The organism is Flavobacterium sp. LMO6, from assembly GCF_009495795.1.
Classification (GTDB): domain Bacteria; phylum Bacteroidota; class Bacteroidia; order Flavobacteriales; family Flavobacteriaceae; genus Flavobacterium.
In genome coordinates this window covers 81,158-102,588 of record NZ_WIBH01000001.1, presented here as the reverse complement: position 1 = coordinate 102,588, position 21,431 = coordinate 81,158, and the positions used below count along the sequence as shown (strand labels likewise).

At 32.6% G+C, this 21,431-nt stretch carries 22 protein-coding genes; 12 read left to right on the top strand and 10 right to left on the bottom strand.

Going from position 1 to position 21,431, the window contains the following annotated elements; all coding sequences use genetic code 11:
- Window positions 1-21: 21 nt before the first annotated feature.
- On the bottom strand, window positions 22-894 hold the full coding sequence (locus GFJ99_RS00420) for an aldo/keto reductase family oxidoreductase (protein WP_153207061.1): 873 nt from the start codon (window positions 892-894) through the stop codon (window positions 22-24).
- A 176-nt stretch (window positions 895-1,070) separates the two neighbouring features.
- Between GFJ99_RS00420 and GFJ99_RS00415 the strand changes: the two genes are divergently transcribed.
- From GFJ99_RS00415 to GFJ99_RS00380, 8 genes are all read left to right on the top strand, one after another.
- A complete protein-coding gene (locus GFJ99_RS00415) occupies window positions 1,071-2,075 on the top strand; it encodes a MoxR family ATPase (RefSeq protein WP_153207060.1) in 1,005 nt (334 codons plus the stop codon).
- A gap of 84 nt (window positions 2,076-2,159) precedes the next feature.
- On the top strand, window positions 2,160-3,026 hold the full coding sequence (locus tag GFJ99_RS00410) for a DUF58 domain-containing protein (protein WP_008255250.1): 867 nt from the start codon (window positions 2,160-2,162) through the stop codon (window positions 3,024-3,026).
- Window positions 3,027-3,039: 13 nt separating this feature from the next.
- Window positions 3,040-4,656, top strand: a complete 1,617-nt coding sequence (locus GFJ99_RS00405; RefSeq protein WP_153207059.1) for a BatD family protein — start codon at window positions 3,040-3,042, stop codon at window positions 4,654-4,656.
- Window positions 4,656-5,660 (top strand): VWA domain-containing protein, encoded by a 1,005-nt coding sequence (locus GFJ99_RS00400; protein WP_153207058.1) that lies wholly within the window; start codon window positions 4,656-4,658, stop codon window positions 5,658-5,660. The genes GFJ99_RS00405 and GFJ99_RS00400 overlap by 1 nt, the downstream gene beginning before the upstream one ends.
- Before the next feature lie 11 nt (window positions 5,661-5,671).
- Window positions 5,672-6,715 (top strand): VWA domain-containing protein, encoded by a 1,044-nt coding sequence (locus GFJ99_RS00395; RefSeq protein WP_008255236.1) that lies wholly within the window; start codon window positions 5,672-5,674, stop codon window positions 6,713-6,715.
- Entirely contained in the window at window positions 6,708-7,445 is a 738-nt protein-coding gene (locus GFJ99_RS00390; protein ID WP_040470482.1) for a tetratricopeptide repeat protein, read from the top strand. The genes GFJ99_RS00395 and GFJ99_RS00390 overlap by 8 nt, the downstream gene beginning before the upstream one ends.
- A 3-nt stretch (window positions 7,446-7,448) precedes the next feature.
- Window positions 7,449-9,221 carry a BatD family protein gene (locus GFJ99_RS00385; RefSeq protein WP_153207057.1) on the top strand — a complete coding sequence of 591 codons (1,773 nt, stop codon included), beginning with the start codon at window positions 7,449-7,451 and terminating at the stop codon, window positions 9,219-9,221.
- A gap of 88 nt (window positions 9,222-9,309) precedes the next feature.
- Entirely contained in the window at window positions 9,310-10,068 is a 759-nt protein-coding gene (locus GFJ99_RS00380; RefSeq protein ID WP_153207056.1) for a tetratricopeptide repeat protein, read from the top strand.
- A gap of 64 nt (window positions 10,069-10,132) precedes the next feature.
- On the opposite strand, the gene GFJ99_RS00375 is transcribed toward GFJ99_RS00380, so the two are convergent.
- Window positions 10,133-10,654: a CvpA family protein gene (locus GFJ99_RS00375; RefSeq protein ID WP_153207055.1), complete on the bottom strand. Its 522-nt coding sequence runs from the start codon at window positions 10,652-10,654 to the stop codon at window positions 10,133-10,135.
- Between the two features lie 149 nt (window positions 10,655-10,803).
- Between GFJ99_RS00375 and GFJ99_RS00370 the strand changes: the two genes are divergently transcribed.
- From GFJ99_RS00370 to GFJ99_RS00355, 4 genes are all read left to right on the top strand, one after another.
- Entirely contained in the window at window positions 10,804-11,160 is a 357-nt protein-coding gene (locus GFJ99_RS00370) for a hypothetical protein (protein WP_153207054.1), read from the top strand.
- Between the two features lie 129 nt (window positions 11,161-11,289).
- The gene (gene pheS / locus GFJ99_RS00365; protein WP_153207053.1) at window positions 11,290-12,309 is read left to right on the top strand and encodes a phenylalanine--tRNA ligase subunit alpha; all 1,020 of its coding nucleotides are present in this window, start codon (window positions 11,290-11,292) and stop codon (window positions 12,307-12,309) included.
- Window positions 12,310-12,381: 72 nt separating this feature from the next.
- On the top strand, window positions 12,382-12,789 hold the full coding sequence (locus GFJ99_RS00360; RefSeq protein ID WP_153207052.1) for a hypothetical protein: 408 nt from the start codon (window positions 12,382-12,384) through the stop codon (window positions 12,787-12,789).
- A gap of 147 nt (window positions 12,790-12,936) precedes the next feature.
- Window positions 12,937-15,777 (top strand): GH92 family glycosyl hydrolase, encoded by a 2,841-nt coding sequence (locus GFJ99_RS00355; RefSeq protein WP_153207051.1) that lies wholly within the window; start codon window positions 12,937-12,939, stop codon window positions 15,775-15,777.
- A 79-nt stretch (window positions 15,778-15,856) separates the two neighbouring features.
- On the opposite strand, the gene GFJ99_RS00350 is transcribed toward GFJ99_RS00355, so the two are convergent.
- From GFJ99_RS00350 to gmk, 8 genes are all read right to left on the bottom strand, one after another.
- Window positions 15,857-16,834 (bottom strand): TerC family protein, encoded by a 978-nt coding sequence (locus GFJ99_RS00350; RefSeq protein ID WP_153207050.1) that lies wholly within the window; start codon window positions 16,832-16,834, stop codon window positions 15,857-15,859.
- Window positions 16,835-16,945: 111 nt separating this feature from the next.
- Window positions 16,946-17,941 (bottom strand): NAD(P)H-dependent glycerol-3-phosphate dehydrogenase, encoded by a 996-nt coding sequence (locus tag GFJ99_RS00345; protein ID WP_153207049.1) that lies wholly within the window; start codon window positions 17,939-17,941, stop codon window positions 16,946-16,948.
- Between the two features lie 74 nt (window positions 17,942-18,015).
- Window positions 18,016-19,182 carry an iron-containing alcohol dehydrogenase gene (locus tag GFJ99_RS00340; protein WP_153207048.1) on the bottom strand — a complete coding sequence of 389 codons (1,167 nt, stop codon included), beginning with the start codon at window positions 19,180-19,182 and terminating at the stop codon, window positions 18,016-18,018.
- A 90-nt stretch (window positions 19,183-19,272) separates the two neighbouring features.
- Window positions 19,273-19,602, bottom strand: a complete 330-nt coding sequence (locus GFJ99_RS00335; RefSeq protein WP_008255208.1) for a hypothetical protein — start codon at window positions 19,600-19,602, stop codon at window positions 19,273-19,275.
- On the bottom strand, window positions 19,590-19,790 hold the full coding sequence (locus tag GFJ99_RS00330) for a hypothetical protein (protein ID WP_008255207.1): 201 nt from the start codon (window positions 19,788-19,790) through the stop codon (window positions 19,590-19,592). The genes GFJ99_RS00335 and GFJ99_RS00330 overlap by 13 nt, the downstream gene beginning before the upstream one ends.
- A 44-nt stretch (window positions 19,791-19,834) precedes the next feature.
- A complete protein-coding gene (nadD, locus tag GFJ99_RS00325) occupies window positions 19,835-20,416 on the bottom strand; it encodes a nicotinate (nicotinamide) nucleotide adenylyltransferase (protein ID WP_153207047.1) in 582 nt (193 codons plus the stop codon).
- 25 nt (window positions 20,417-20,441) lie between these two features.
- Window positions 20,442-20,813 carry a four helix bundle protein gene (locus GFJ99_RS00320; RefSeq protein WP_153207046.1) on the bottom strand — a complete coding sequence of 124 codons (372 nt, stop codon included), beginning with the start codon at window positions 20,811-20,813 and terminating at the stop codon, window positions 20,442-20,444.
- Window positions 20,814-20,844: 31 nt separating this feature from the next.
- The gene (gene gmk, locus GFJ99_RS00315) at window positions 20,845-21,420 is read right to left on the bottom strand and encodes a guanylate kinase (protein WP_153207045.1); all 576 of its coding nucleotides are present in this window, start codon (window positions 21,418-21,420) and stop codon (window positions 20,845-20,847) included.
- Between the last annotated feature and the right edge of the window lie 11 nt (window positions 21,421-21,431).

Genomic DNA, 21,431 nt, shown 5'->3' with positions numbered 1-21,431 from the left:
CACTAGTTACTAATTACTATTTTAAGGCACTTTATTCCCCATACTCTCTGTCCAAATAGCAAACCAATCTTGTTTATCTAAAACCAATGATTTTGCTTTCATTAATTGTTGAATGCGACTTACATTAATGGTTCCGGCTACTGGTAAAATATTGGCAGGATGTTGTAAAATCCAAGCTAATAAAATTAAGTCAGCACCCACATGATACTTATCTACTAATTTAGAAAAGAGTAATTTTAAAGGTTGTGTTTGTTCGGTATTTTCTCTAAAAACAACTCCTAACGGATTCCAAGCCATTGGTGTAATTTTATGCAATTGCATATAATCTAAACTTCCATCTAACATGGCTTCATGGTTGGTTGCAGAAAACTGAATTTGGTTAAACGAGACTTCTGTTTTTTGACGTAATAATTCGGTTTGTGAAGATGTAAAGTTAGAAACCCCAAAAGAAAGAATTTTTCCTGCTGCTTTTAATTTTTCAACCGCCTCAGCAACTTCATCCGCTTGCATTAATGGGCTTGGTCTGTGCAGTAAAAAAACATCTAAATAATCGGTTTGTAAATTTTTTAGTGAATTTTCTACCGACCAAATGATGTATTCCTTAGAATAATCATAATGTTTAATTACATTTTTAGGTCTATTTTCAGAAACATATTGAATACCGCATTTGGTTATCAGTTGAATTTTTTCTCGATCCATTTTACTTGAAGCTAAAGCTTTTCCAAAAGCTGCTTCAGTGGTATAACCACCATATAAATCGGCATGATCAAAAGTAGTTATTCCGTTTTCTAAAAAGAGATGAATTAAATGATTCATTTCGTTTGTATTCAGGTTTTTATCCCAAACACCCCAATTCATAACTCCTGCAATAATAGGTGATAATTTTACTGACATATTGTATCTAATTTCTAAAATTTTCTTAAAATTATAAAATTGAATCATAAAACACTCACAAAACCTACTTTTTTTATTGTTTTTTAACGCAATGTTAACAACTAAAATCTAAAAAAAATTACAATTTGCAGCGTTAAAAAATGTTGTTAATTTCACAGCGCCAAATTAAAACCAAAATGGAAGAAAATACATCGACTTTAGACATTAGAGCTATTAATGAAATGATAGAAAGAGAAAGTGCTTTTATTGATCTACTTACCATGGAAATGAACAAGGTAATTGTAGGACAAAAGCAAATGGTAGAACGATTACTGATTGGATTATTAGGACAAGGACATATTTTATTAGAAGGTGTTCCTGGATTAGCAAAAACCTTAGCAATTAACACGCTATCACAAGCAGTTCATGGTTCTTTTAGCAGAATTCAGTTTACGCCAGATTTATTACCTGCAGATGTTGTAGGTACAATGATTTATAACATCAAACAAAACGATTTTACCATTCGTAAAGGACCTATTTTTGCCAACTTCGTATTAGCGGATGAAATTAACCGTGCTCCTGCAAAAGTGCAATCGGCCTTGTTAGAAGCCATGCAGGAAAAGCAAGTTACAATTGGAGACGAAACGTTTAAATTAGATAAACCATTCTTAGTAATGGCAACTCAAAACCCGGTTGATCAAGAAGGAACCTATCCGTTACCGGAAGCTCAGGTTGACCGTTTTATGTTAAAAGTGGTTATTGATTATCCAAAAATGGAAGATGAACGCTTGGTTATTCGTCAAAATTTAAAAGGCGCATTCGAAAAAGTGAATGAGGTGGTTTCGTTAGAGCAAATTTTAAGAGCTCAAGAAGCCGTTCGTGAAGTGTACATGGACGAAAAAATCGAAAAATACATTTTAGATATTATTTTCGCAACACGTTATCCTGAAAAATACAAATTAGAAAGTTTAAAAGGTTTAATTAGTTTTGGGGCGTCGCCACGTGGAAGTATTAATTTGGCAACTGCTGCTAAATGTTATGCTTTCATCAAACGTAGAGGATATGTAATTCCAGAAGATGTTCGTGCAGTGGTTTATGATGTATTACGTCACAGAATAGGAATTACCTATGAAGCAGAAGCTGAAAATGTAACTACAGAAGACATTATTAGCAAAATCGTTAACGAAATTGAAGTGCCTTAATTTAGTTATCAGTGTTCAGTCTCAGTTTTCAGATACTACTGATTTAATACTGCGACTGTCAACTGCGACTGCCAACTAATAAAAATGGATACCAAAGAAATTCTAAAAAAAGTTCGAAAAATTGAAATTAAAACCCGAAGATTGAGTGATCATATCTTTTCGGGAGAATATCATACGTCTTTTAAAGGTCGCGGAATGACGTTTTCAGAAGTGCGTCAATACCAATATGGAGATGATGTAAGAGCTATTGATTGGAATGTTACCGCACGTTATAACGAACCATTTGTAAAAGTTTTTGAAGAAGAGCGTGAATTAACGATGATGTTGGTTGTTGATATTTCGGGTTCTGAAAGCTTTGGAACTAAAAACCAACAAAAACGCGATATGGTTACTGAAATTGCTGCAACATTAGCTTTTTCGGCAACGCAAAATAATGACAAAATAGGATTGTTATTGTTTTCAGACCAAATTGAATTATTTATTCCGCCTAAGAAAGGAAAATCGCACGTGTTGCGAATTATTCGGGAGTTAATTGAGTTTCAACCTAAAAGTAATAAAACCGATTTAGCTCAGGCGTTAAAATATTTGTCAGGAGTTTTAAAAAAGAAAGCCATTGTGTTTATGATTTCCGATTTTATGGTGAAAGATTATCAACAAACCTTAAAAATTGCAGCTAAAAAACACGATGTTACAGGAATTAGAGTTTATGATCAAAGAGAAGAGAGTCTTCCAAATATTGGAATTGTAAACATGATGGATGCTGAAACAGGAGAAACTTTATTAGTAGACACTAATTCTAAACAAGTTAGAACTAATTATGAAAAGTATTATCAAGAAAATGTAACTTATTTTAAAGATATATTTTCTAAATGTGGCGCCGGAACCATAAGTTCAAGAGTAGATGAAAGCTATGTAACCAAATTATTAGGTTATTTTAAAGCGAGAAATTAAGAAGAAGGAAAAAATGAAAAAGATTTTTTACGTTTATATTTTATTGTGTTTTGGTTTCTTGGGTACTGCTCAAAAAATCACAACTTCTATCGATTCTACACAAATTAAAATTGGTTCACAATTTAATTTAACCATTAAGGCAAAAGTAAACGCTAAAGATAAAGTGGTTTTTCCAAATGCTAAAAATTTTGGAGCTTTAGAAGTGTTAGAATCATATCCAATAGACACGATTAAAAACAATACTGAATTCGAATTAATTAAGAAATATGGTTTAACTCAATTTGATTCAGGAAGATACGTTATTCCAAAACTTTTAGTAAAAATCAATAAAGCAGATTTTAAAACAGATTCTCTATCAATCATTGTTAATGATGTTAAAGTAGATACTACAAAACAACAAATGTATGATATTAGAGATATTATTGCTACAGAAGAAAAACCAAGTAACGAATGGTGGAAGTTGTTGGTTTTGCTTGCTTTAATAGTTGCTTCAGGCTTTGGATCTTATTTTATTATTAAAAGACTTCAAAAAGGTAAAGTTCAAAAAGAAGAATTTTTTGCCTCACCTATTGAAAAAGCTATCGCATACCTTCAAAATTTAGATAAAAAGCAATTGCCTCAAAAAGGAGAAGTAAAAGAATACTATTCCGAAATGACAGATATTGCAAGAACTTATATAGAAGAATCGGTACATATTCCTGCAATGGAAAGCACATCGAGTGAGTTACTAGACTCATTAAAGAAGGCAATTTCTGAAAAGAAAATGTTTGTAAATCGTGAAGAATTAGAAAGGTTTAAAAGTGTTTTAGAGAATTCAGATTTGGTAAAATTTGCAAAATCACAACCACTTCTTTTTGAAATTGAAAAAGACAAAAACACAATTGATAAATTTTTATTAATAATAGATAAAGCGTTACCAAGAACAGAAGAAGAATCAGTAGCTCTTTTTGCAGAAGAAGTGCGTAAAAAAGAATTAAAAAAACAGAAATTCTTTAGAACAATGGCGGCTGTTGGTTTATCATTAGGATTGTTTCTAATATCCGTAATTATATTTATGTACACCATTGGGTTTGATTATTTAAAAGAAAATTATATCGGTTATACAACAGAAGAATTACTTGAAAAAGAATGGATAACTTCTGAATACGGAGAACCAGCTATAATTATTTCAACGCCAAAAGTGTTAAAAAGATTTAACGACGAAAAAATTCAGAACAATCTTCCAGAAAATGTAAAATCTAATAATCGATTTATTAACGGAAGTATTGTAGATGATTTTTCAACTATATTAATTTCAACTGCTTTTAAAGACACTACTCGTTTAGATTTAGACGTAGCTTTAGAAACAAATTTAAAAGAGTTAGAGCGTTTAGGTGCAAAAAACATAGTGGTTAAAACAGCTGATTTTGAAAACGCTAAAGGACTTTCGGGCAAAAAAGCATACGGATCATTTACCGCTTTTAATGAAGTAGAGAAAGAAGATCAAAAAATGTCTTATGAAATCATGGTGTTATCACAAGCAGGTGGTGCTCAAGAATTTTTCTTAATTTATAGAGAAGAAGATGATTATGCTAAAAAAATTATCGAAAAAATTCAGAATTCAATAGAACTAAGAAAAGCTAAGAAATAATGGGAAAAGTAACTTTTTTAAATCCAGAATTTTTGTGGCTATTTGTATTGTTGCCATTTGCAATTGCATGGCTATTTATTAAAAGAAATCAGCTATCGGCAACACTTAAAATGAGTTCGATTACACCTTTTAAAGGAAATCGTACTTTTTTATCTAAAGCAAAACCATTTTTATATGTTTTAAGATTGCTTGCATTAAGCGCAATTATAATTGCAATGGCTCGTCCTAGAAGCGTAGATGTAACTTCAAAATCTAAAACTACCAGAGGAATTGATATTGTAATGGCAATTGACGTTTCTAGTAGTATGTTAGCCAATGATTTAAAACCAAATCGTTTAGAAGCTTTAAAAAAAGTAGCAGCTACATTTGTACAAGATAGAATAAACGACCGAATAGGTTTAGTAGTTTATGCTGGAGAAAGTTATACGCGAACCCCTGTAACTTCTGATAAAACAATTATTTTACAATCGCTTAAATCAGTAGAATTTGACGATTCTATAATTGCAGATGGAACAGGAATTGGAGTTGGTTTAGCAACAGCTATTAATCGAATAAAAGATAGTAAAGCTAAAAGCCGAATTATTATTTTATTAACCGATGGTGTAAATAATTCAGGAACAATTGATCCTAGAACAGCAGCTAGTATAGCAAAAGAATACGGTATTAAAGTGTACACTATTGGAATTGGAACTAACGGAAAAGCTATGTTTCCTGTTGCAAAAGACGCAAACGGAAAATTAGTTTTTAAAATGATGCCAGTGGAAATAGATGAAAAATTAATGCAAGAAATTGCAAAAAACACTGATGCTAAATATTTTAGAGCTACGTCAAATAAAAAATTACAAGCCATTTACGACGAAATAAACAAATTAGAAACCACTGAAATAGATGAGAAAAAATTCTACAACTATGATGAAAAATATAAGCCATTTGTGTTAATTGCTTTTGTTTTATTAGGAGTTGAAATGTTATTGAGAAATTCAGTTTTTAGAGGAATCGTTTAGAAAGAGAGAAAATGTTTGAGTTAGAAAATCCAAAATACTTTTATTTATTACTACTAATACCGGTTATAGTAGCACTTTTTGTATTCAATTTAATTTGGAAAAAACAAAAGCAAGCTGCGTTTTCAGACTTAGAATTATTTCAAAAATTAAGCCCAGAAAAATCGACTTTTAAACCTGTTTTAAAAATCATTATTCTATTATTAGCATTAGTTTGTGTTATAATTGCTATTGTAAACCCAAAAATGGGAACAAAAATGGAAACGGTTAAACGACAAGGTATCGACATTGTTTTTGCAGTTGATATTTCAAAAAGTATGTTGGCAGAAGACATTAAACCAAACCGTTTAGAAAAAACAAAACAACTCGTATCGCAAATTATTAATCAATTAGGGAATGATAGAGTTGGAATTGTAGGCTATGCCGGAAGTGCTTATCCTATTTTACCTATGACAACCGATTATAGTATTGCTAAAATGTATTTGCAAAGCATGAATACGAATATGGTTTCTTCTCAAGGAACGGCATTTAATGATGCTATAAAATTAGCTGTAGATTACTTTGATGTAAAAGATACAAGCAAGCTAATTATATTGGTTTCAGACGGAGAAGATCATGGCGAAGGAGCTTCTGAGGCTATAGATTTAGCCAAAGAAAAAGGAGTTCGCATTTTAACTATTGGTGTAGGAACAGAAAAAGGTGCATTAATTCCTTTAAAAGATAACAAAGGAACTATTTCATCATATAAAAAAGATCAAAATGGTGAAAATGTTATAACAAAATTATATCCCGACGTTTTAAAAAATATCGCAACCAAAACAAAGTCAAAATACATTTTTGGTTCTTCTACAAAAGAGGTAGTTGAAGAAGTAAAAAAACAATTAGATAAAATTGAAAAAACAGAATTCGAATCGCAACAAATAGCCGATTATGAATCGCAATATCAATGGTTTTTAGGTTTAGGATTTTTATTACTTCTTGTAGATGTTTTTCTATTAGAGAAAAAAACAAATTGGGTACAAAAGTTAAACTTATTTAATGAAAAAAAACATGCATAAGATAGTTTATTTAGTAGTTTTATTAGTTAGCGGAATGCTTTTTAGTCAAGAAAGCGATAAAAATTTGTATAATGGAAATCAATCATTTGAACAAAAAAAGTATACAGATGCAGAAGCTGATTATCGAGTAACTGAATCTAAAAAATCTCCCAAAAAAGCAACTGCAGGATATAATTTAGGAAATAGTATTTACAGACAAAATCAGCAAGGCGAAGCGCAAATTAAATACATTCAAGCACTAGAAACGGCAAAAACAAAAACAGAAAAGCACCGAATATATCATAATTTAGGCAATACATTTATGTTAGATAAAAATTATGATGCTGCGGTTGATGCCTACAAAAATGCTTTGCGAAATAATCCATTTGACGAAGAAACGCGTTATAATTATGCTTTAGCTAAAAGAAAGAAAAAAGAAAATCCGCCACCAAAAGGAGGTGATAATGATAAAAACAAAGGTGGTAACGACAAAAAACCACAACCAGAAAACAATAAAAACGACAAAGGAAATTCTGATAAAGACAATAAAAAAGATCAGAATAAAGATAAAGACAAGGGCGACGGAGAGAAAAAAGAAGATGAAAAAGAAAATCCAAAACCTAGTGGTGCCGACAAACAACGTATCGATAATATTTTAGATGCAGTTAACAATGCAGAAAAGAAAGTGCAGGACAAAGTAAATGCTAAAAAAGTAAAAGCGCGTCCGGTTTCAAATGAAAAAGATTGGTAATTCATGAAAAAAACAATTTTAATTTTATTATTCTCATTATTATATAATGCTGTTTCCGCACAAGTAAAATTTGAAGCGCAAACAGAAAGATCTTCTTATGGTTTAAATGAACGAATTCAGTTGGTTTTTTCTATAAATAATGAAGGAGATAATTTTGAACCACCAAAAATTTCAGGTTTCAAAACCGAAGGTCCTTTTATTAACCGAGGAAACCAAACATCTATAACCGTAGTAAACGGAAAAGTGTCTCAAAAAAGAGAAATTTCTACACAAGTAATCTATTATTTAACTCCAATAAAAAAAGGCGTTTTTACAATTGGTGCAGCATCAATTCAATATAACGAAACTACATATAAATCGGCACCCATTAAGATTACCATTACTGATCCTATTCAAATGCCAACTTATCCTGGCCAGCAAAACAATGCAAATTTTGGAGAAGGAATTCATTTAGTAGCCGAGATGTCTACTAAGAATCCGTTTGTAAACGAGCCTGTAACCGTAATTTATAAATTGTATTTTGAGCCAAGATCTACTGTTGGTAATTTTAGAAATTTTATTGCGCCAAAATATGAAGATTTTTGGAGTCAGTATATCGATATGAAACAACTTACGGCTGAACGCGGAAAATTCAACGGGAAAGACTTTAGTATGGTGGTCTTGAGAAAAGTTATACTGTATCCTTTAGAAGCGGGAGCCAAAAAAATAGAGCCTTTTAAAATTGATATTGATGCCGAAGTACCAACAGGTAGAAGAGATTTTTTCGGACAATATGAAATGAGTGTAGTTCAAAAATCACTTTCAACAGGAGTACAAACTATCAACGTAAAACCACTTCCCGAAAACGGAAAACCAGAAGGATTTACCGGTGCAGTTGGAAAATTTGATTTTGTTGTTAAACCATCAAAAACTACTTTAAAAGCCGGAGAATCTCTAGATTTGGAAATAAGTGTTTCTGGAAAAGGAAATTTAAAATTATTCACATTGCCTAAACCGGTTGTGCCAAGTGCTATTGAAATGTACGAACCTGCACATACTGAAAATGTGGAAACACCTGTTACCGGAATGGCAGGAAAAATTTCAGACAAGTATACCATAATACCACAATTTAAAGGAAAATACACGATTAAACCTATTGTTTTTTCGTATTATGACTTAACAACTAAGTCTTATAAAACGATTACATCAAATGAAATAACAATTGATGTTTTAGAAGGTGACGGAACAATCGTTTCCAATCAAAAAGCAACTAATAAGCAAGAAGTTATCAAAAAAGATGTATTTCAATACAATAAATTAAAATCTGAGTTTGCTTCGGTTCATAAAAAAGATTTCTTAGGTTCGGGCTTATTTTATTCATTGTTGTTAGCGCCTTTGTTTTTGATTCCAATTGTAATGATTGCTAGAAAACAAAAAGAAGCTAAAGATGCCGATGCTTTTGGAAACAGAGTTCGAAGAAACAACAAATTAGTTAAGAAATATTTATCAGAAGCTAAAAAACAAATGGGAGATAAAGTACCATTTTATATGGCAATGGAAAAAGCATTACACAATTTCTTAAAAGCCAAATTGCATATTGAAACGGTTGAAATGAGTAAAGAAAATATTATTGAAATATTACAAAATAAAAATGCATCTGAAATCAGTGTCAATCAGTTTATGGAATTAATGAACGATTGCGAATTTGCAAGATATGCACCTGCAACCGACACTGCCATGAACAATGATTTTGATAGAGCTATCGAAATAATTACGGAACTTGAAAAACAAATTTAACCACAAAATAGGAACTTGTCCTGCTGAACTCGTTTCAGCATCTCAAAAAGGATTAATTTAGATACAAGATTGGTTTAACAAATAAATTATGAAAAAATACATTCTCCTTTTCATACTAACATTTCAATTCGCTTTAGCAAACGAATCAATCGACGCTACTTTTAAAAAAGCAAACGATTTGTACAACAAAGGCGATTACGAACAAGCAGTACAATCTTTCGAAAGCATTGTAAATCAAGGCAACGAATCGGCCGATTTGTATTTTAACATGGCCAATTGCTATTACAAATTAGGAAAAGTAGCGCCATCGATTTACAATTACGAAAAAGCATTGCTTTTAAACCCAGATGACGAAGCGATTCTAACCAATCTGTCTTTTGCGCAAAAAATGGCTATTGATGATGTTAAAATTGTTCCAGAAGTCGGTTTTAAGAAAATGGTAAAAGAATTTGTCTCTAAATTGCATTATGATACTTGGGCTTGGACAGCTGTTTTTATTGCGTTTTTGAGTTTACTATCCTTTTTAGGCTATTATTTCGGAAATACCGTGTTTTTAAAACGTACTTTTTTTACTTTTTTTCTGTTGTTTTTAATCGGAATTGGTGTAACCGTTTTTTCTGCTTTTTTACAAAAGAAATACGATTCCAATTACAACCCAGCCATCATTTTTGCAGAAGTTACTACTTTAAAAGCTGAACCAAAAAACAGTTCCGAAGACGTAGTAACCCTTCATGAAGGCACAAAAGTCTTCGTTTTAGAAACGTTAGGCAACTGGAAACAAGTAGAACTTACTGACAAAACAAAAGCGTGGATTGACAAAGATGCAATTAAAGAAGTAAAGAAGTAGTTTTCAGTGTTCAGTTTTTTAGTAATCAGAATTTAGGTTTGTTAGGATGAACTTATAGAAGCTTTTACTCCTCACTTGCAACTTCCGACTTCAAACTATCATACCAACCTTCAATCGTAGGATAAATCGCTTTTGAAATATTCTGAATTGGATTATAAAATATCGAATTCTCTTGTGTTTCTTTAGAAAGCAGCATGTTGTCAATATTAATTTTCTCAAAAATGAAAAGCACAACACTTAATGCTAAAATCGTTTTTAACAAACTAAAAATCACACCAGCCAATTTGTTAATCCAACCTAAAAAAGCAAAATCAGCTAATTTGGTTAAAATTTTTGCACTTAAATGAATACCAATCACCACCAGTAAAAACGTAATGATAAAAGCCGTTATTTCTATGTATTTCGGATTCCAGCTTGGCACATAATCACTAAAGACCCCGCCAATTAAGCTCGAAAATTTAATTGCGACATAAATTCCTAAAATCAAAGCTACAAACGAAGCCACTTCAACAAAAAGTCCGTTTTTTAATCCTTTATAAACCGAAAAACCTAATAAAACTGCAAATACAATATCAATAAAATTCATATAAAAAGAAAATAGAATAAAGAACAAAGATAAAAGAATTGTTGAAACTCGTTTTCTGTTGTTATCTTTGCATGAAATTTGGTAATTGGTTATCAGTAATTGGTCAAAGAAACCCATTGCCCATCACCCATTACCCAAAACCATAGAAAATGTCAAGAGACGAACAATTAAAACAACGCTGGGAAAGCGTTATCAACATATTATCTACTCGATTTTCGAGTGGAGAAGACCTTGATTTAGAAGGAATTATTTATCTAATAGGCGTTCAAGAATTAGGAAAAATTAATGTAGCCTTTAAAAAAGACGAGAAAGTAAACCTGATGCATATTGCTATTTGTAGGTTACTAGAACCTTACGGATATTATGAATTTGATTATTTTGATAATGATGGTTGGCCACATTACAAAATAAAAGAAGAATTACCACCGTTAAAAGCGGGTGAGCAATCTGTTTTAATGAAAGAAGCCATCGTAAGCTACTTTTTAGAGAAAGAGTTGATAGATTAGTTTTCAGTCGCAGTTAGCAAATTTGTAAATTCTGAAAACTGTGACCGAGATTGCTAACTTAAAAAACTCCTAACTTCCAACTTCCAACTCCCAACTTTTTACTAAATTTGCACCTTTATACAACGAGCGATGACAGAAACGATTAAAGCCCATATTGAAGAAGTAAAAGCTTTTCAAACCGATAATAAAGAACAATTAGAAGCCTTCCGAATTAAATATTTAGGAAGTAAAGGCTTGTTGAAAGATTTTTTTGCCGAATTCAAAAATGTTCCAAACGAACAAAAGAAAGAATTTGGTCAAGTAATTAACGAATTGAAAACTTCGGCGGAAGAAAAGGTAAAAGCCATTCAAGACGCTTTAGAAAATAAAGAAGAAGCAAAAGGAATTTACGGCGATACTACGCGCCCGGGAGAAGCTATGAACATTGGTTCGCGCCACCCAATTTCTATTGTAAAAAACCAAATGATTGATATTTTTTCAACCATTGGTTTCAACGTGTCTGAAGGTCCAGAAATAGAAGACGATTGGCACAATTTTACTGCATTAAATTTACCAGAATACCATCCAGCAAGAGATATGCAGGATACGTTTTTCATTCAAACCAATCCTGATGTTTTGTTGAGAACACACACTTCATCAGTGCAAGTGCGTTATATGGAAAACAACAAACCGCCAATTCGTACGATTTCTCCAGGAAGAGTATTTCGTAACGAGGCAGTTTCTTCGCGTTCGCACTGTATTTTCCATCAAGTGGAAGGTTTGTATATTGACAAAGACGTTTCGTTTGCCGACTTAAAACAGACGTTATTGTACTTTACGAAAGAAATGTTCGGAAAATCGAAAATTCGTTTACGTCCATCGTATTTCCCATTTACAGAACCAAGTGCTGAAATCGATATTTATTGGGGATTAAAAACCGAAACCGATTACAGAATTACCAAAGGAACGGGTTGGTTAGAAATTGGTGGTTGCGGAATGGTAGATCCAAACGTATTGAAAAACTGCGGTATCAATCCAGACGAACACACCGGTTTTGCTTTCGGAATGGGAGTAGAACGTATTGCCATGTTGTTGTACCAAATTGGTGATATCCGTATGTTTTATGAAAACGACGTGCGTTTCTTAGAGCAATTCAAATCGAGTATATAATCAATATTCCAACTTTATTAGGAATCACATTAAGAGAATAAAAACTTTGAGCCTTTGTGGCTTCGTGGCAAAATGAAAAAAGACATTATCATCCCAAAAGTAGCAAACGTTCACATTGTTGCTTTTCAAGAATGGAACGACGATTTTATGGAAAATTCTTGGTATGCTTATTTAATAAACGATACCGATGATTTGCTAGAAATGGCTATGGTAGTTTCACGAGCTTATGGTTTAATCAGTGGCGAAGAACGAAAAACAGGAACATTTCGTCATGCGTTTGCCAAAGTTGAACCAAGAACCGCCGTTAAAGTTGAATTGTTAGAAAACAACGTTTTACAATTGAATAACGAATTCATGTTATCGTATTTCTCAAACGGTCAATTATTCGATAAAACCTTCGTTTTTAGAACCAATTCCATCAACGAGAAAGCCACTGCCGATTTACCAATTATCAACAAAAGAGGCGTTTTCGCGAATTAGATTTTAAAAATTTACCGCAGATTCGCAGATTAAATACTAAATCTGCGAATCTGCGGTTTTGATTTTATATAATCTATAAAATGTGAGTTTACTCTCTCTAAAAAAGAAAATATTTTTACCTTTAAGAAATTTTTTCAACAATACAACATGAAACCATTTCTTATTATTTTAGCCTTTTTATCAATTACTTTTTCCCAAGCACAAGATTTTGCCAGACACGTCAACCCATTTATTGGAACAGGCGGTCACGGACATACATTTCCTGGCGCTACCGTGCCTTACGGAATGGTACAACTTTCTCCTGATACGCGTATTGATGGGAGTTGGGATGGCTGTGGCGGGTATCATTATTCAGATAATTTGATTTACGGATTTTCGCACACGCATTTGAACGGAACTGGTGTTTCGGATTATGGTGATATCATGTTGATGCCTACTATGGGTGAGCCTTCGTTTGATAATAAAGTGTATTCTTCTACTTTTTCGCATGCCAATGAAAAAGCTTCCGCTGGATTTTATTCTGTGAAATTAGACAAACATAATATCGATGTGCGTTTAACCACTTCAACTCGCGTAGGTTTTCATGAATATACGTTTAACAAAGAAGGTCAAGCGAATATTATTTTAGATTTGAATCATCGTGATAAATTATTATTTGGTGAAGTCCGAATTGTAAATCCAACAACCATTGAAATTTTGAGAAGAAGCGAAGCTTGGGCAAGAGATCAATATGTTTACGCTCGAATAGAATTTAATATTCCTTTGAAAGTCAATCTGGTTAAAGAAGAAAACAAGGAAAACACAAAGTTAGAAGGAATATACAAAGGAACTGAATTGGCTTTAATTTTCTCAAAACAAGTCAAAAAAGGCGAAAAAATTCTCGTAAAAGTGTCGCTTTCACCAACGAGTTATGAAGGAGCCAAATTAAACAGTTCCGAAATCAAACATTGGGATTTCGATAAAGCACATAAAGCAGCTATCGCACTTTGGAACAAAGAATTATCAAAAATTGAAGTCACTTCCGATGATAAAGATAAGTTAGCGATTTTCTACACGGCTTTGTATCACACGATGATGCAACCGAATATTGCACAAGATTTAGATGGAAAATATCGCGGTAGAGACAATAAAATTCATGTTGCCGAAGGATTTGATTATTACACGGTTTTTTCGTTGTGGGACACGTTTAGAGGCGCACATCCGTTGTACACGTTGATTGATAAAAAACGAACTTCCGATTACATCAATACCTTTATCAAACAATACGAACAAGGTGGCAGATTACCGGTTTGGGAATTAGCTTCCAATGAAACCGATTGTATGATTGGCTACCATTCCGTTTCTGTAATTGCGGATGCGATGGTAAAAGGGATAAAAGGTTTTGATTACGAAAAAGCCTTTGAAGCGAGTAAAGCTTCAGCCATGCGTGATGTTTTAGGTTTGGATGCTTATAAGAAAAACGGCTTCATTTCGATAGATGACGAACACGAAAGTGTTTCCAAAACCTTAGAATATGCTTATGACGATTGGTGTATTGCTCAAATGGCGCAACTTTTAAACAAGCAAGAAGATTACCAATATTTCATGAAACGTTCTCAAAATTGGAAAAACATTTTCGATTGGGAAACCGGTTTCATGCGTCCAAAGAAAAACGGAGGTTGGGACAAACCTTTTGATCCAAGAGAAGTCAACAACAATTTTACCGAAGGGAATTCATGGCAATACTCGTTTTTCGTTCCACAGGATGTTTACGGCATGATTCAAGCTTATGGTGGCCCTGAAAATTTTGAAGCTAAACTCGACGAAATGTTCAACAGCGAAAGCAAAACCACAGGTAGAGAACAAGTCGATGTAACCGGTTTAATTGGGCAATATGCACACGGAAACGAACCAAGTCATCACATGGCTTATTTGTATAATTATATTGGAAAACCAGAAAAAACAAATAAAAAAGTAAAATACATTTTAGATAATTTTTACACCAATACGCCAGATGGTTTAATTGGAAATGAAGACTGTGGTCAAATGAGCGCTTGGTATGTGTTGAGTGTTTTAGGAGAATATCCAGTTTGTCCTGGAAGTATTATTCATCATTATGAAAACGATTTATATTTTGATAAAATAGTATTAAATCTTGAAGGTTTTGAAAAGGTTGAAATTTCAGAAGAACAAAGAATAATCGACAAACAAAAAGCGATTCAACAAGAGAAAGAAATTGAATCTTCTGAAGATATTGATTGGAATCAAATTCTCACATATGAGAGTATTACCCCAGTTCCAGTAATTCAAGCAGAAAGCAAAGCTTTTAAAGATAAATTTAAGATAGAAATGAAATCTCAAAATTCAAATGATGAGATATATTTCATGATTAATGATAAAGATGACCATTTGGCAAAGAAAATGTTCGTTAAATACACAAAATCTTTTGAAATATCGCAAACTTCAACTGTTGAAGCTTATGTAAAAACAAAAGAAGGACAAAGCAACACTATTTCCGCTACCTTCTTTAAAAAACTAAACAACTACAGCATCAACATCAAATCAGTTTATAATCCGCAATATCATGCAGGTGGTCCAGAAGGGTTGTTAGATGGTATTTTAGGAACAGAAAACTGGAGAAAAGGCGATTGGCAAGGCTACCAAAGTCAGGATTTTGAAGCGGTTGTCGATTTAAAAGAAGTGAAAAATATTACTGAAATTTCAGCCCGTTTTTTACAAGACCAACGTTCTTGGATTTTAATGCCAACGAAAGTTGATTATTATATTTCGGAAGATAATGTGAATTTTACGTATTTCGGTTCGGTAAACAATACGTTAGATCCAAAATTAGAAGAAAATACGATTCTAAATTTTACCTCAAACGAAAACAAAGGAAAAAAAGCGCGTTACGTAAAAGTAATCGCCAAAAATTTCGGTAAATTACCCGATTGGCATCAAGGTTTTGGTGGCGATGCGTTTATTTTTGTAGATGAGATTACTATCAAGTAAAAGCTAAAAAGTGACCGCAGATTCGCAGATTTATTAAACTATTTCTGCGAATCTGCGGTTTAATATTGAGTTCAAATATTTAATCCTTATCAGGAAATAACAAAGAAGCGATTACAGACAATAAAAGCGCACAACCTACCACCATTAAAGAAAATGATGTTTCAATATGATAAAAAGGCGCTACAATCATTTTTATTCCTATAAAAGCCAATATAAAAGCCAATCCGTATTTCAATTTGCTGAACATGTACATAAAGTTCGCCAACAAAAAATACAACGAACGCAATCCTAAAATCGCAAAAATATTAGAGGTGTATAAAATAAACGGATCATCTGGTGCGATTGCAAAAATCGCAGGAATACTGTCTACCGCAAATAATAAATCGGTAAGTTCTACAATTGCTACAACAACAAACAAAGGAGTTGCCAATTTAATTCCGTTTTTAACAGTGAAAAATTTATCGCCATCAAAATTTGGGCTTACTTTAAAAAACTTATGTACAAATTTAGAACCAGCACTTTTACTAAAATCTTTACTTCCATCGTCTTCTTCATTACTAAAGCCCGATTTTATTCCGGCAACAATTAGAATAATTCCGAAAATAAATAACAAATAGTTGATTTTAACGACTTGTCCAAAAAGTTCCATTTCGGGTAAATAGGTGTAATTTAGCAACCAAACACCTGTAAAAATAAAAATGGCTCTAAATACCAAAGCACCAATTACACCCCAAAACAATACTTTGTGTTGGGCTTCTTTAGCCACATTGAAATAGCCAAAAACCAAGATAAATACGAATAAATTATCTACTGAAAGTGCTTTTTCAATCCAATAAGCGCCTTGAAACTGCATGAATTTTTCAGCTCCCATGTAGTGGTAGATAATTCCACTGAATCCCATGGAAAGTGAAATCCATATTAGGGACCAAATAGTCGCCTCACGATTAGAAACCACATGACTTTTTTTATTTAAAACCCCTAAATCAAGAATTAGCATTGCTAAAATCACGATAGTAAAAGCAGCAATAATTCCAGGGTGATTTATTAAGTTGTCCATTGTTTTATCCTAATATTCTAATAATATGACGAGTAAAATGAATTAGTTAAAAAAAAATGTAAACAAATAAAAAGCAATTGTTTACATTTTTAAGCAACCTAAAAAGGTAATTTAATTTAATTTATCTGTTAAAGCTTTAAAAACAGTTTTAGCGTCTTTATTTTCGTATAATATTTTATAAACAGCATCAATAATTGGTGTATCGGCACCATATTCTTGGTTTAATTTATAAGCACTTTTTACCGCATAATATCCTTCTGCAATCATACTCATTTCCATTTGAGCCGATTTTACGGTATAGCCTTTTCCAATCATGTTTCCAAACATTCTATTTCTTGAAAATACCGAATATCCTGTCACCAATAAATCGCCCAAATAAGCCGAATTATTAATGTTTCGTTTCATTTTATGCACTTTACGAATGAATTTCTTCATTTCGCGAATACCATTACTCATCAAAACCGCTTGAAAGTTATCGCCATAACCTAAACCATGTGCCATTCCCGCTGCAATAGCATAAATGTTCTTTAAAACGGCAGCATATTCTGTTCCAATAATATCATCCGTAGTTTTTGCTTTGATGTAGTGTGAGCTTAGATTTTTAGCCACATATTTGGCTTTTTTTCTATCGCTACAAGCAATGGTTAAGTACGATAAACGTTCCATAGCCACTTCTTCTGCGTGACATGGACCCGTAATAACCCCAATATTATCAAACGGAATATCGTATTTGGTATGAAAATGTTCACCCACAATTAAACTCGATTCTGGAACAATTCCTTTAATCGCAGAGAAAATGATTTTTCCTTCTAAACTTTCGGTTAAACTTTCTAATTCTTTGCTTAAAAAAGCAGAAGGAACTACAAAAATCACATAATCAGCGTAAGCAACCGCTTCGTTGATGTCGTTTGTAAGTATTAATTTATTGGTATCAAACGCAACCGAACTTAAATAATTTGGGTTGTGTTTTTGATGTTTTAAATGTTCAATAGCATACGTGCTTCGCATGTACCAAGCAATTTCGTCTTGATTTTCACAAAGCATTTTAGCAATTGCAGTAGCCCAACTTCCTCCTCCAATGACTGCAAATTTTGGCTTTTTTTCCATTATGTGTTTCGATTTAGAAAATCAAAAATAATCATTTTAAAAGGATTTACAAAAAACGTCTGCGTGAAGCGATTTTAATAACTCATTTCTACGATTGCTTTTACCTTTTCGATGGTGATATTTTGTTTTTCGCCCAATACTTTCCAACCTCTTTCTTCAAATCGATTGGCAATGAAATCAGCGGTATTTTCGTAATTTTCTGCGTTTTCCGATAATTTGGTTTTCATCCCCATTTTGTGAAAGAATTCAACTGTTTTTTCGATTGCTTTCTCGGCAATTTCTTCAGTTGAATTGCCTTGAATATTCCAAACACGTTGCCCATACTGAGCTAATTTATCTTTTTTCGTATCGAACATTACGCGGTATAAATTTGGACCTATAATTGCCAATGTTCTCGCATGGTCAATTTCGTATAAAGCCGTTAATTCATGACCAATCATGTGCGTTGCCCAATCGGAAGGAACTCCTTTTTGAATCAAGCCATTCAACGCCATGGTAGCACTCCAAACAAAGTTGGAAGCCAATTTATAATCACTCGGATTTTCCACTACATCCGGACCAATTTCGATTAACGTTTGTAAAATACTTTCTGAAATTCGGTCTTGTAATAAAGCATCGTGTGTATACGTTAAATATTGCTCCATAACGTGTGTGAACGCATCCACAACTCCGTTTTGTAATTGTCTTTTTGGTAACGATGTAATTACTGTTGGATCTACAATGGAGAAAACTGGAAACAAAGCGCTCCCGCCTAAGGTTAATTTTTCTTGCGTAGCTTCAATCGTAACTACAGCGCCTGAATTCATTTCTGAGCCTGTTGCTGGCAAGGTTAAAACGGTTCCAAAAGGAATTACTTTAGAAACATCTTTGAATAAAATACGTTTTTTTAAAATATCGGCTTCATCGCCTTCAAAATTAACGGCTGCCGAAATAAATTTCACACCATCAATTACACTTCCGCCACCAACAGCTAAGATAAAACCAATTTTTTCAGCACGAATAATTTCTACTGCTTTCATCAAAGTTTCAAAACGCGGATTCGGTTCGATACCACCAAATTCCACAATATCATGGTTGGGTAAAGCCGCTTTTACTTGGTCGTAAACACCATTTTTAAAGATACTTCCACCACCATAAGCGATAAGAATTTTAGTGTTTGTTGGAACTAAATCAGTTAGTTTTTCAATCTGTCCTTTTCCAAAGACATAATTTACAGGATTGTATAATTCGAAGTTTAGCATAATAATTGTCTTTTGTCCCGAAGCTTCGGGATTAGTTTAGCATATTGACAAAGATACGCAATGGGATTGGGAACGAATGGTAAAGGAATGTTAAGTCTTTAAAAATTTAGCAACTTCAGAGTGATTATTTGTAATGTAAGTTATCAAATATTGATGCTCTTCATTTTCAAAAAAGACATACCAAGTCGTTCTTGAATTACTATTATAGAATATGTATTTTGAACCTAATGAATAAAGAGGTAAAGGTGTATTCTTGTATGGAAAATTTGCGATATTTTCTTCAACAAAATCAATGATTTTATCTTTGTAATCAATAGCATTTTCCAAATAAGAAAAGTAATTTTCTTTGTAAAGAATATAAATTAATTCGTTTAAAAAATGTTCTACTTCGGGTTTGTAGAAAACTTCTATTTCTTCCATTCTAAAGATTTAAGAAAAGAAGTGGTTCTTTTTTTTAATTCTTCAGCGGTAATCGCAGTTTCTAATTCCTTTTGGAAATTAAATGTTTTGTGTTGTTTTCTAAAATTATCCAATTGGTTAATAGTGGTTTCATCCTCTACAGAAGATAACCATTTTAATAATTCTGATTTTTTAGTTGCAACACTCATGTTTTCAATTGTTTATTCAAAAATACAAAAAAATTCAAAACTTTTTACTTCTTATAAAACAAATTATGTTCCACGTATTCCCAAACTTTATTCGGTAACATTGGAATCACATTTTTACCTTTTTTAATGCTTTCGCGAATGAAAGTAGAAGACAATTCAATCACAGGTGCGCCAACTCTATGAATTTTTGCATGATTTACAAATTGGTCGTCAATTTCACCTGAATTTAGTCGCGGATAGACATAAATATCATGGTTTTGCAGAATAACTTCGTAGTTTTTCCATTTGTGGAGTGAGTTCAAATTGTCTTCACCCATGATTAAGGAAAATGCGTGTTTTGGAAATTTTTCTTGTAAATGCGCTAAGGTATTTACGGTATAATTCGGCTGCGGTAATTTGAATTCTATATCCGAAGGTTGGATTTTTGGGTAATCTTCGGTGGCTAAATGCACCATGTGTAAACGATGGTAATCATCTAACAACGTATTTTTCTGCTTGTGAGGATTGTGTGGTGTAACGACCATCCAAATTTGATCCAAATCAGAATGCTCTGCCATGTGATTGGCAATAATTAAATGCCCAATGTGAATGGGATTAAACGTTCCGAAATACAATCCGATTTTCATTATTTTAGTGATTAGTAAAAAGTGATTAGTGATTAGCTTTAAGTGTTTTAGAAAAAGCGTTAATCATCTTTGACTCTTCTTCAATTTGGTTTAATAATTCTTGAAATAATTCGAAATTTGTAATAAACCCTAATTCTTTCGCAATAATTAATTGTGTTTCAATTTCAAATAAAGAACCTCTAGCAATGTCTAAAAAGTGACTAAATGATTTATCTGTATTTCTACCATAACCTTCGGCAATATTTGAAGGGATTGATACAGAAGCTCTTTTTAATTGACTTGAAAGCGCATACATTTCTTCTTGAGGAAAAATTTTTACAAGTTGATAAACTAATTTTACAATTGTAATTCCTTTTTTCCAAATTAATAAATCTTTATATGATTTTATTTCATTCATTTTAAGCTAATTACTAATCACTTTTTACTAATTACTCTTTATTTATAAAATCCTTTACCAATTTGTATGCATCTTCTTTTGCCACATCTAAATCATAATTTTTTATGATAGTGTCAAATTGAGGTGCGGTTGCTAATTCTACAGAAGCTTTTGCAATGCGCATGTTGATTTTGTCTTCACTTTCTGTAGAACGTTGTTTTAGGCGACGTTTTAATTCGTCAACGCTTGGCGGTTTTACAAAAACAGCTAAGGTTTCGTTTGGAAATTTGCTTTTTATTCGCAATCCGCCTGCTACGTCAATATCAAAAATTACGTGTTTTCCTAAAGCCCAGATGCGTTCTACTTCGGCTTTTAAAGTACCGTAGAAATTATCGGTATATACTTCTTCCCATTCCACGAAATCTTCCGCTTTAATATGCTTTTTGAATTCGTCCCAAGCAATAAAGTAATAATCTTTTCCATGTACTTCTTCGCCGCGTGGTTCGCGTGTTGTACATGAAATTGAAAATTCAAGATTCAAATCAGGTTGGGCTAATAAATGTCTTACTATAGTGGTTTTTCCTGAACCTGATGGCGCAGAGAATACTAATAATTTTCCTTTAGTCATTGTGTTGTTAT

Excerpts from the sequence above, each read along its gene's own strand:
- GFJ99_RS00420 (WP_153207061.1), bottom strand. The coding sequence starts at position 894 with ATGTCAGTAAAATTATCACCTATTATTGCAGGAGTTATGAATTGGGGT.
- GFJ99_RS00415 (WP_153207060.1), top strand. The coding sequence starts at position 1,071 with ATGGAAGAAAATACATCGACTTTAGACATTAGAGCTATTAATGAAATG.
- GFJ99_RS00410 (WP_008255250.1), top strand. The coding sequence starts at position 2,160 with ATGGATACCAAAGAAATTCTAAAAAAAGTTCGAAAAATTGAAATTAAA.
- GFJ99_RS00405 (WP_153207059.1), top strand. The coding sequence starts at position 3,040 with ATGAAAAAGATTTTTTACGTTTATATTTTATTGTGTTTTGGTTTCTTG.
- GFJ99_RS00400 (WP_153207058.1), top strand. The coding sequence starts at position 4,656 with ATGGGAAAAGTAACTTTTTTAAATCCAGAATTTTTGTGGCTATTTGTA.
- GFJ99_RS00395 (WP_008255236.1), top strand. The coding sequence starts at position 5,672 with ATGTTTGAGTTAGAAAATCCAAAATACTTTTATTTATTACTACTAATA.
- GFJ99_RS00390 (WP_040470482.1), top strand. The coding sequence starts at position 6,708 with ATGCATAAGATAGTTTATTTAGTAGTTTTATTAGTTAGCGGAATGCTT.
- GFJ99_RS00385 (WP_153207057.1), top strand. The coding sequence starts at position 7,449 with ATGAAAAAAACAATTTTAATTTTATTATTCTCATTATTATATAATGCT.
- GFJ99_RS00380 (WP_153207056.1), top strand. The coding sequence starts at position 9,310 with ATGAAAAAATACATTCTCCTTTTCATACTAACATTTCAATTCGCTTTA.
- GFJ99_RS00375 (WP_153207055.1), bottom strand. The coding sequence starts at position 10,654 with ATGAATTTTATTGATATTGTATTTGCAGTTTTATTAGGTTTTTCGGTT.
- GFJ99_RS00370 (WP_153207054.1), top strand. The coding sequence starts at position 10,804 with ATGTCAAGAGACGAACAATTAAAACAACGCTGGGAAAGCGTTATCAAC.
- pheS (WP_153207053.1), top strand. The coding sequence starts at position 11,290 with ATGACAGAAACGATTAAAGCCCATATTGAAGAAGTAAAAGCTTTTCAA.
- GFJ99_RS00360 (WP_153207052.1), top strand. The coding sequence starts at position 12,382 with ATGAAAAAAGACATTATCATCCCAAAAGTAGCAAACGTTCACATTGTT.
- GFJ99_RS00355 (WP_153207051.1), top strand. The coding sequence starts at position 12,937 with ATGAAACCATTTCTTATTATTTTAGCCTTTTTATCAATTACTTTTTCC.
- GFJ99_RS00350 (WP_153207050.1), bottom strand. The coding sequence starts at position 16,834 with ATGGACAACTTAATAAATCACCCTGGAATTATTGCTGCTTTTACTATC.
- GFJ99_RS00345 (WP_153207049.1), bottom strand. The coding sequence starts at position 17,941 with ATGGAAAAAAAGCCAAAATTTGCAGTCATTGGAGGAGGAAGTTGGGCT.
- GFJ99_RS00340 (WP_153207048.1), bottom strand. The coding sequence starts at position 19,182 with ATGCTAAACTTCGAATTATACAATCCTGTAAATTATGTCTTTGGAAAA.
- GFJ99_RS00335 (WP_008255208.1), bottom strand. The coding sequence starts at position 19,602 with ATGGAAGAAATAGAAGTTTTCTACAAACCCGAAGTAGAACATTTTTTA.
- GFJ99_RS00330 (WP_008255207.1), bottom strand. The coding sequence starts at position 19,790 with ATGAGTGTTGCAACTAAAAAATCAGAATTATTAAAATGGTTATCTTCT.
- nadD (WP_153207047.1), bottom strand. The coding sequence starts at position 20,416 with ATGAAAATCGGATTGTATTTCGGAACGTTTAATCCCATTCACATTGGG.
- GFJ99_RS00320 (WP_153207046.1), bottom strand. The coding sequence starts at position 20,813 with ATGAATGAAATAAAATCATATAAAGATTTATTAATTTGGAAAAAAGGA.
- gmk (WP_153207045.1), bottom strand. The coding sequence starts at position 21,420 with ATGACTAAAGGAAAATTATTAGTATTCTCTGCGCCATCAGGTTCAGGA.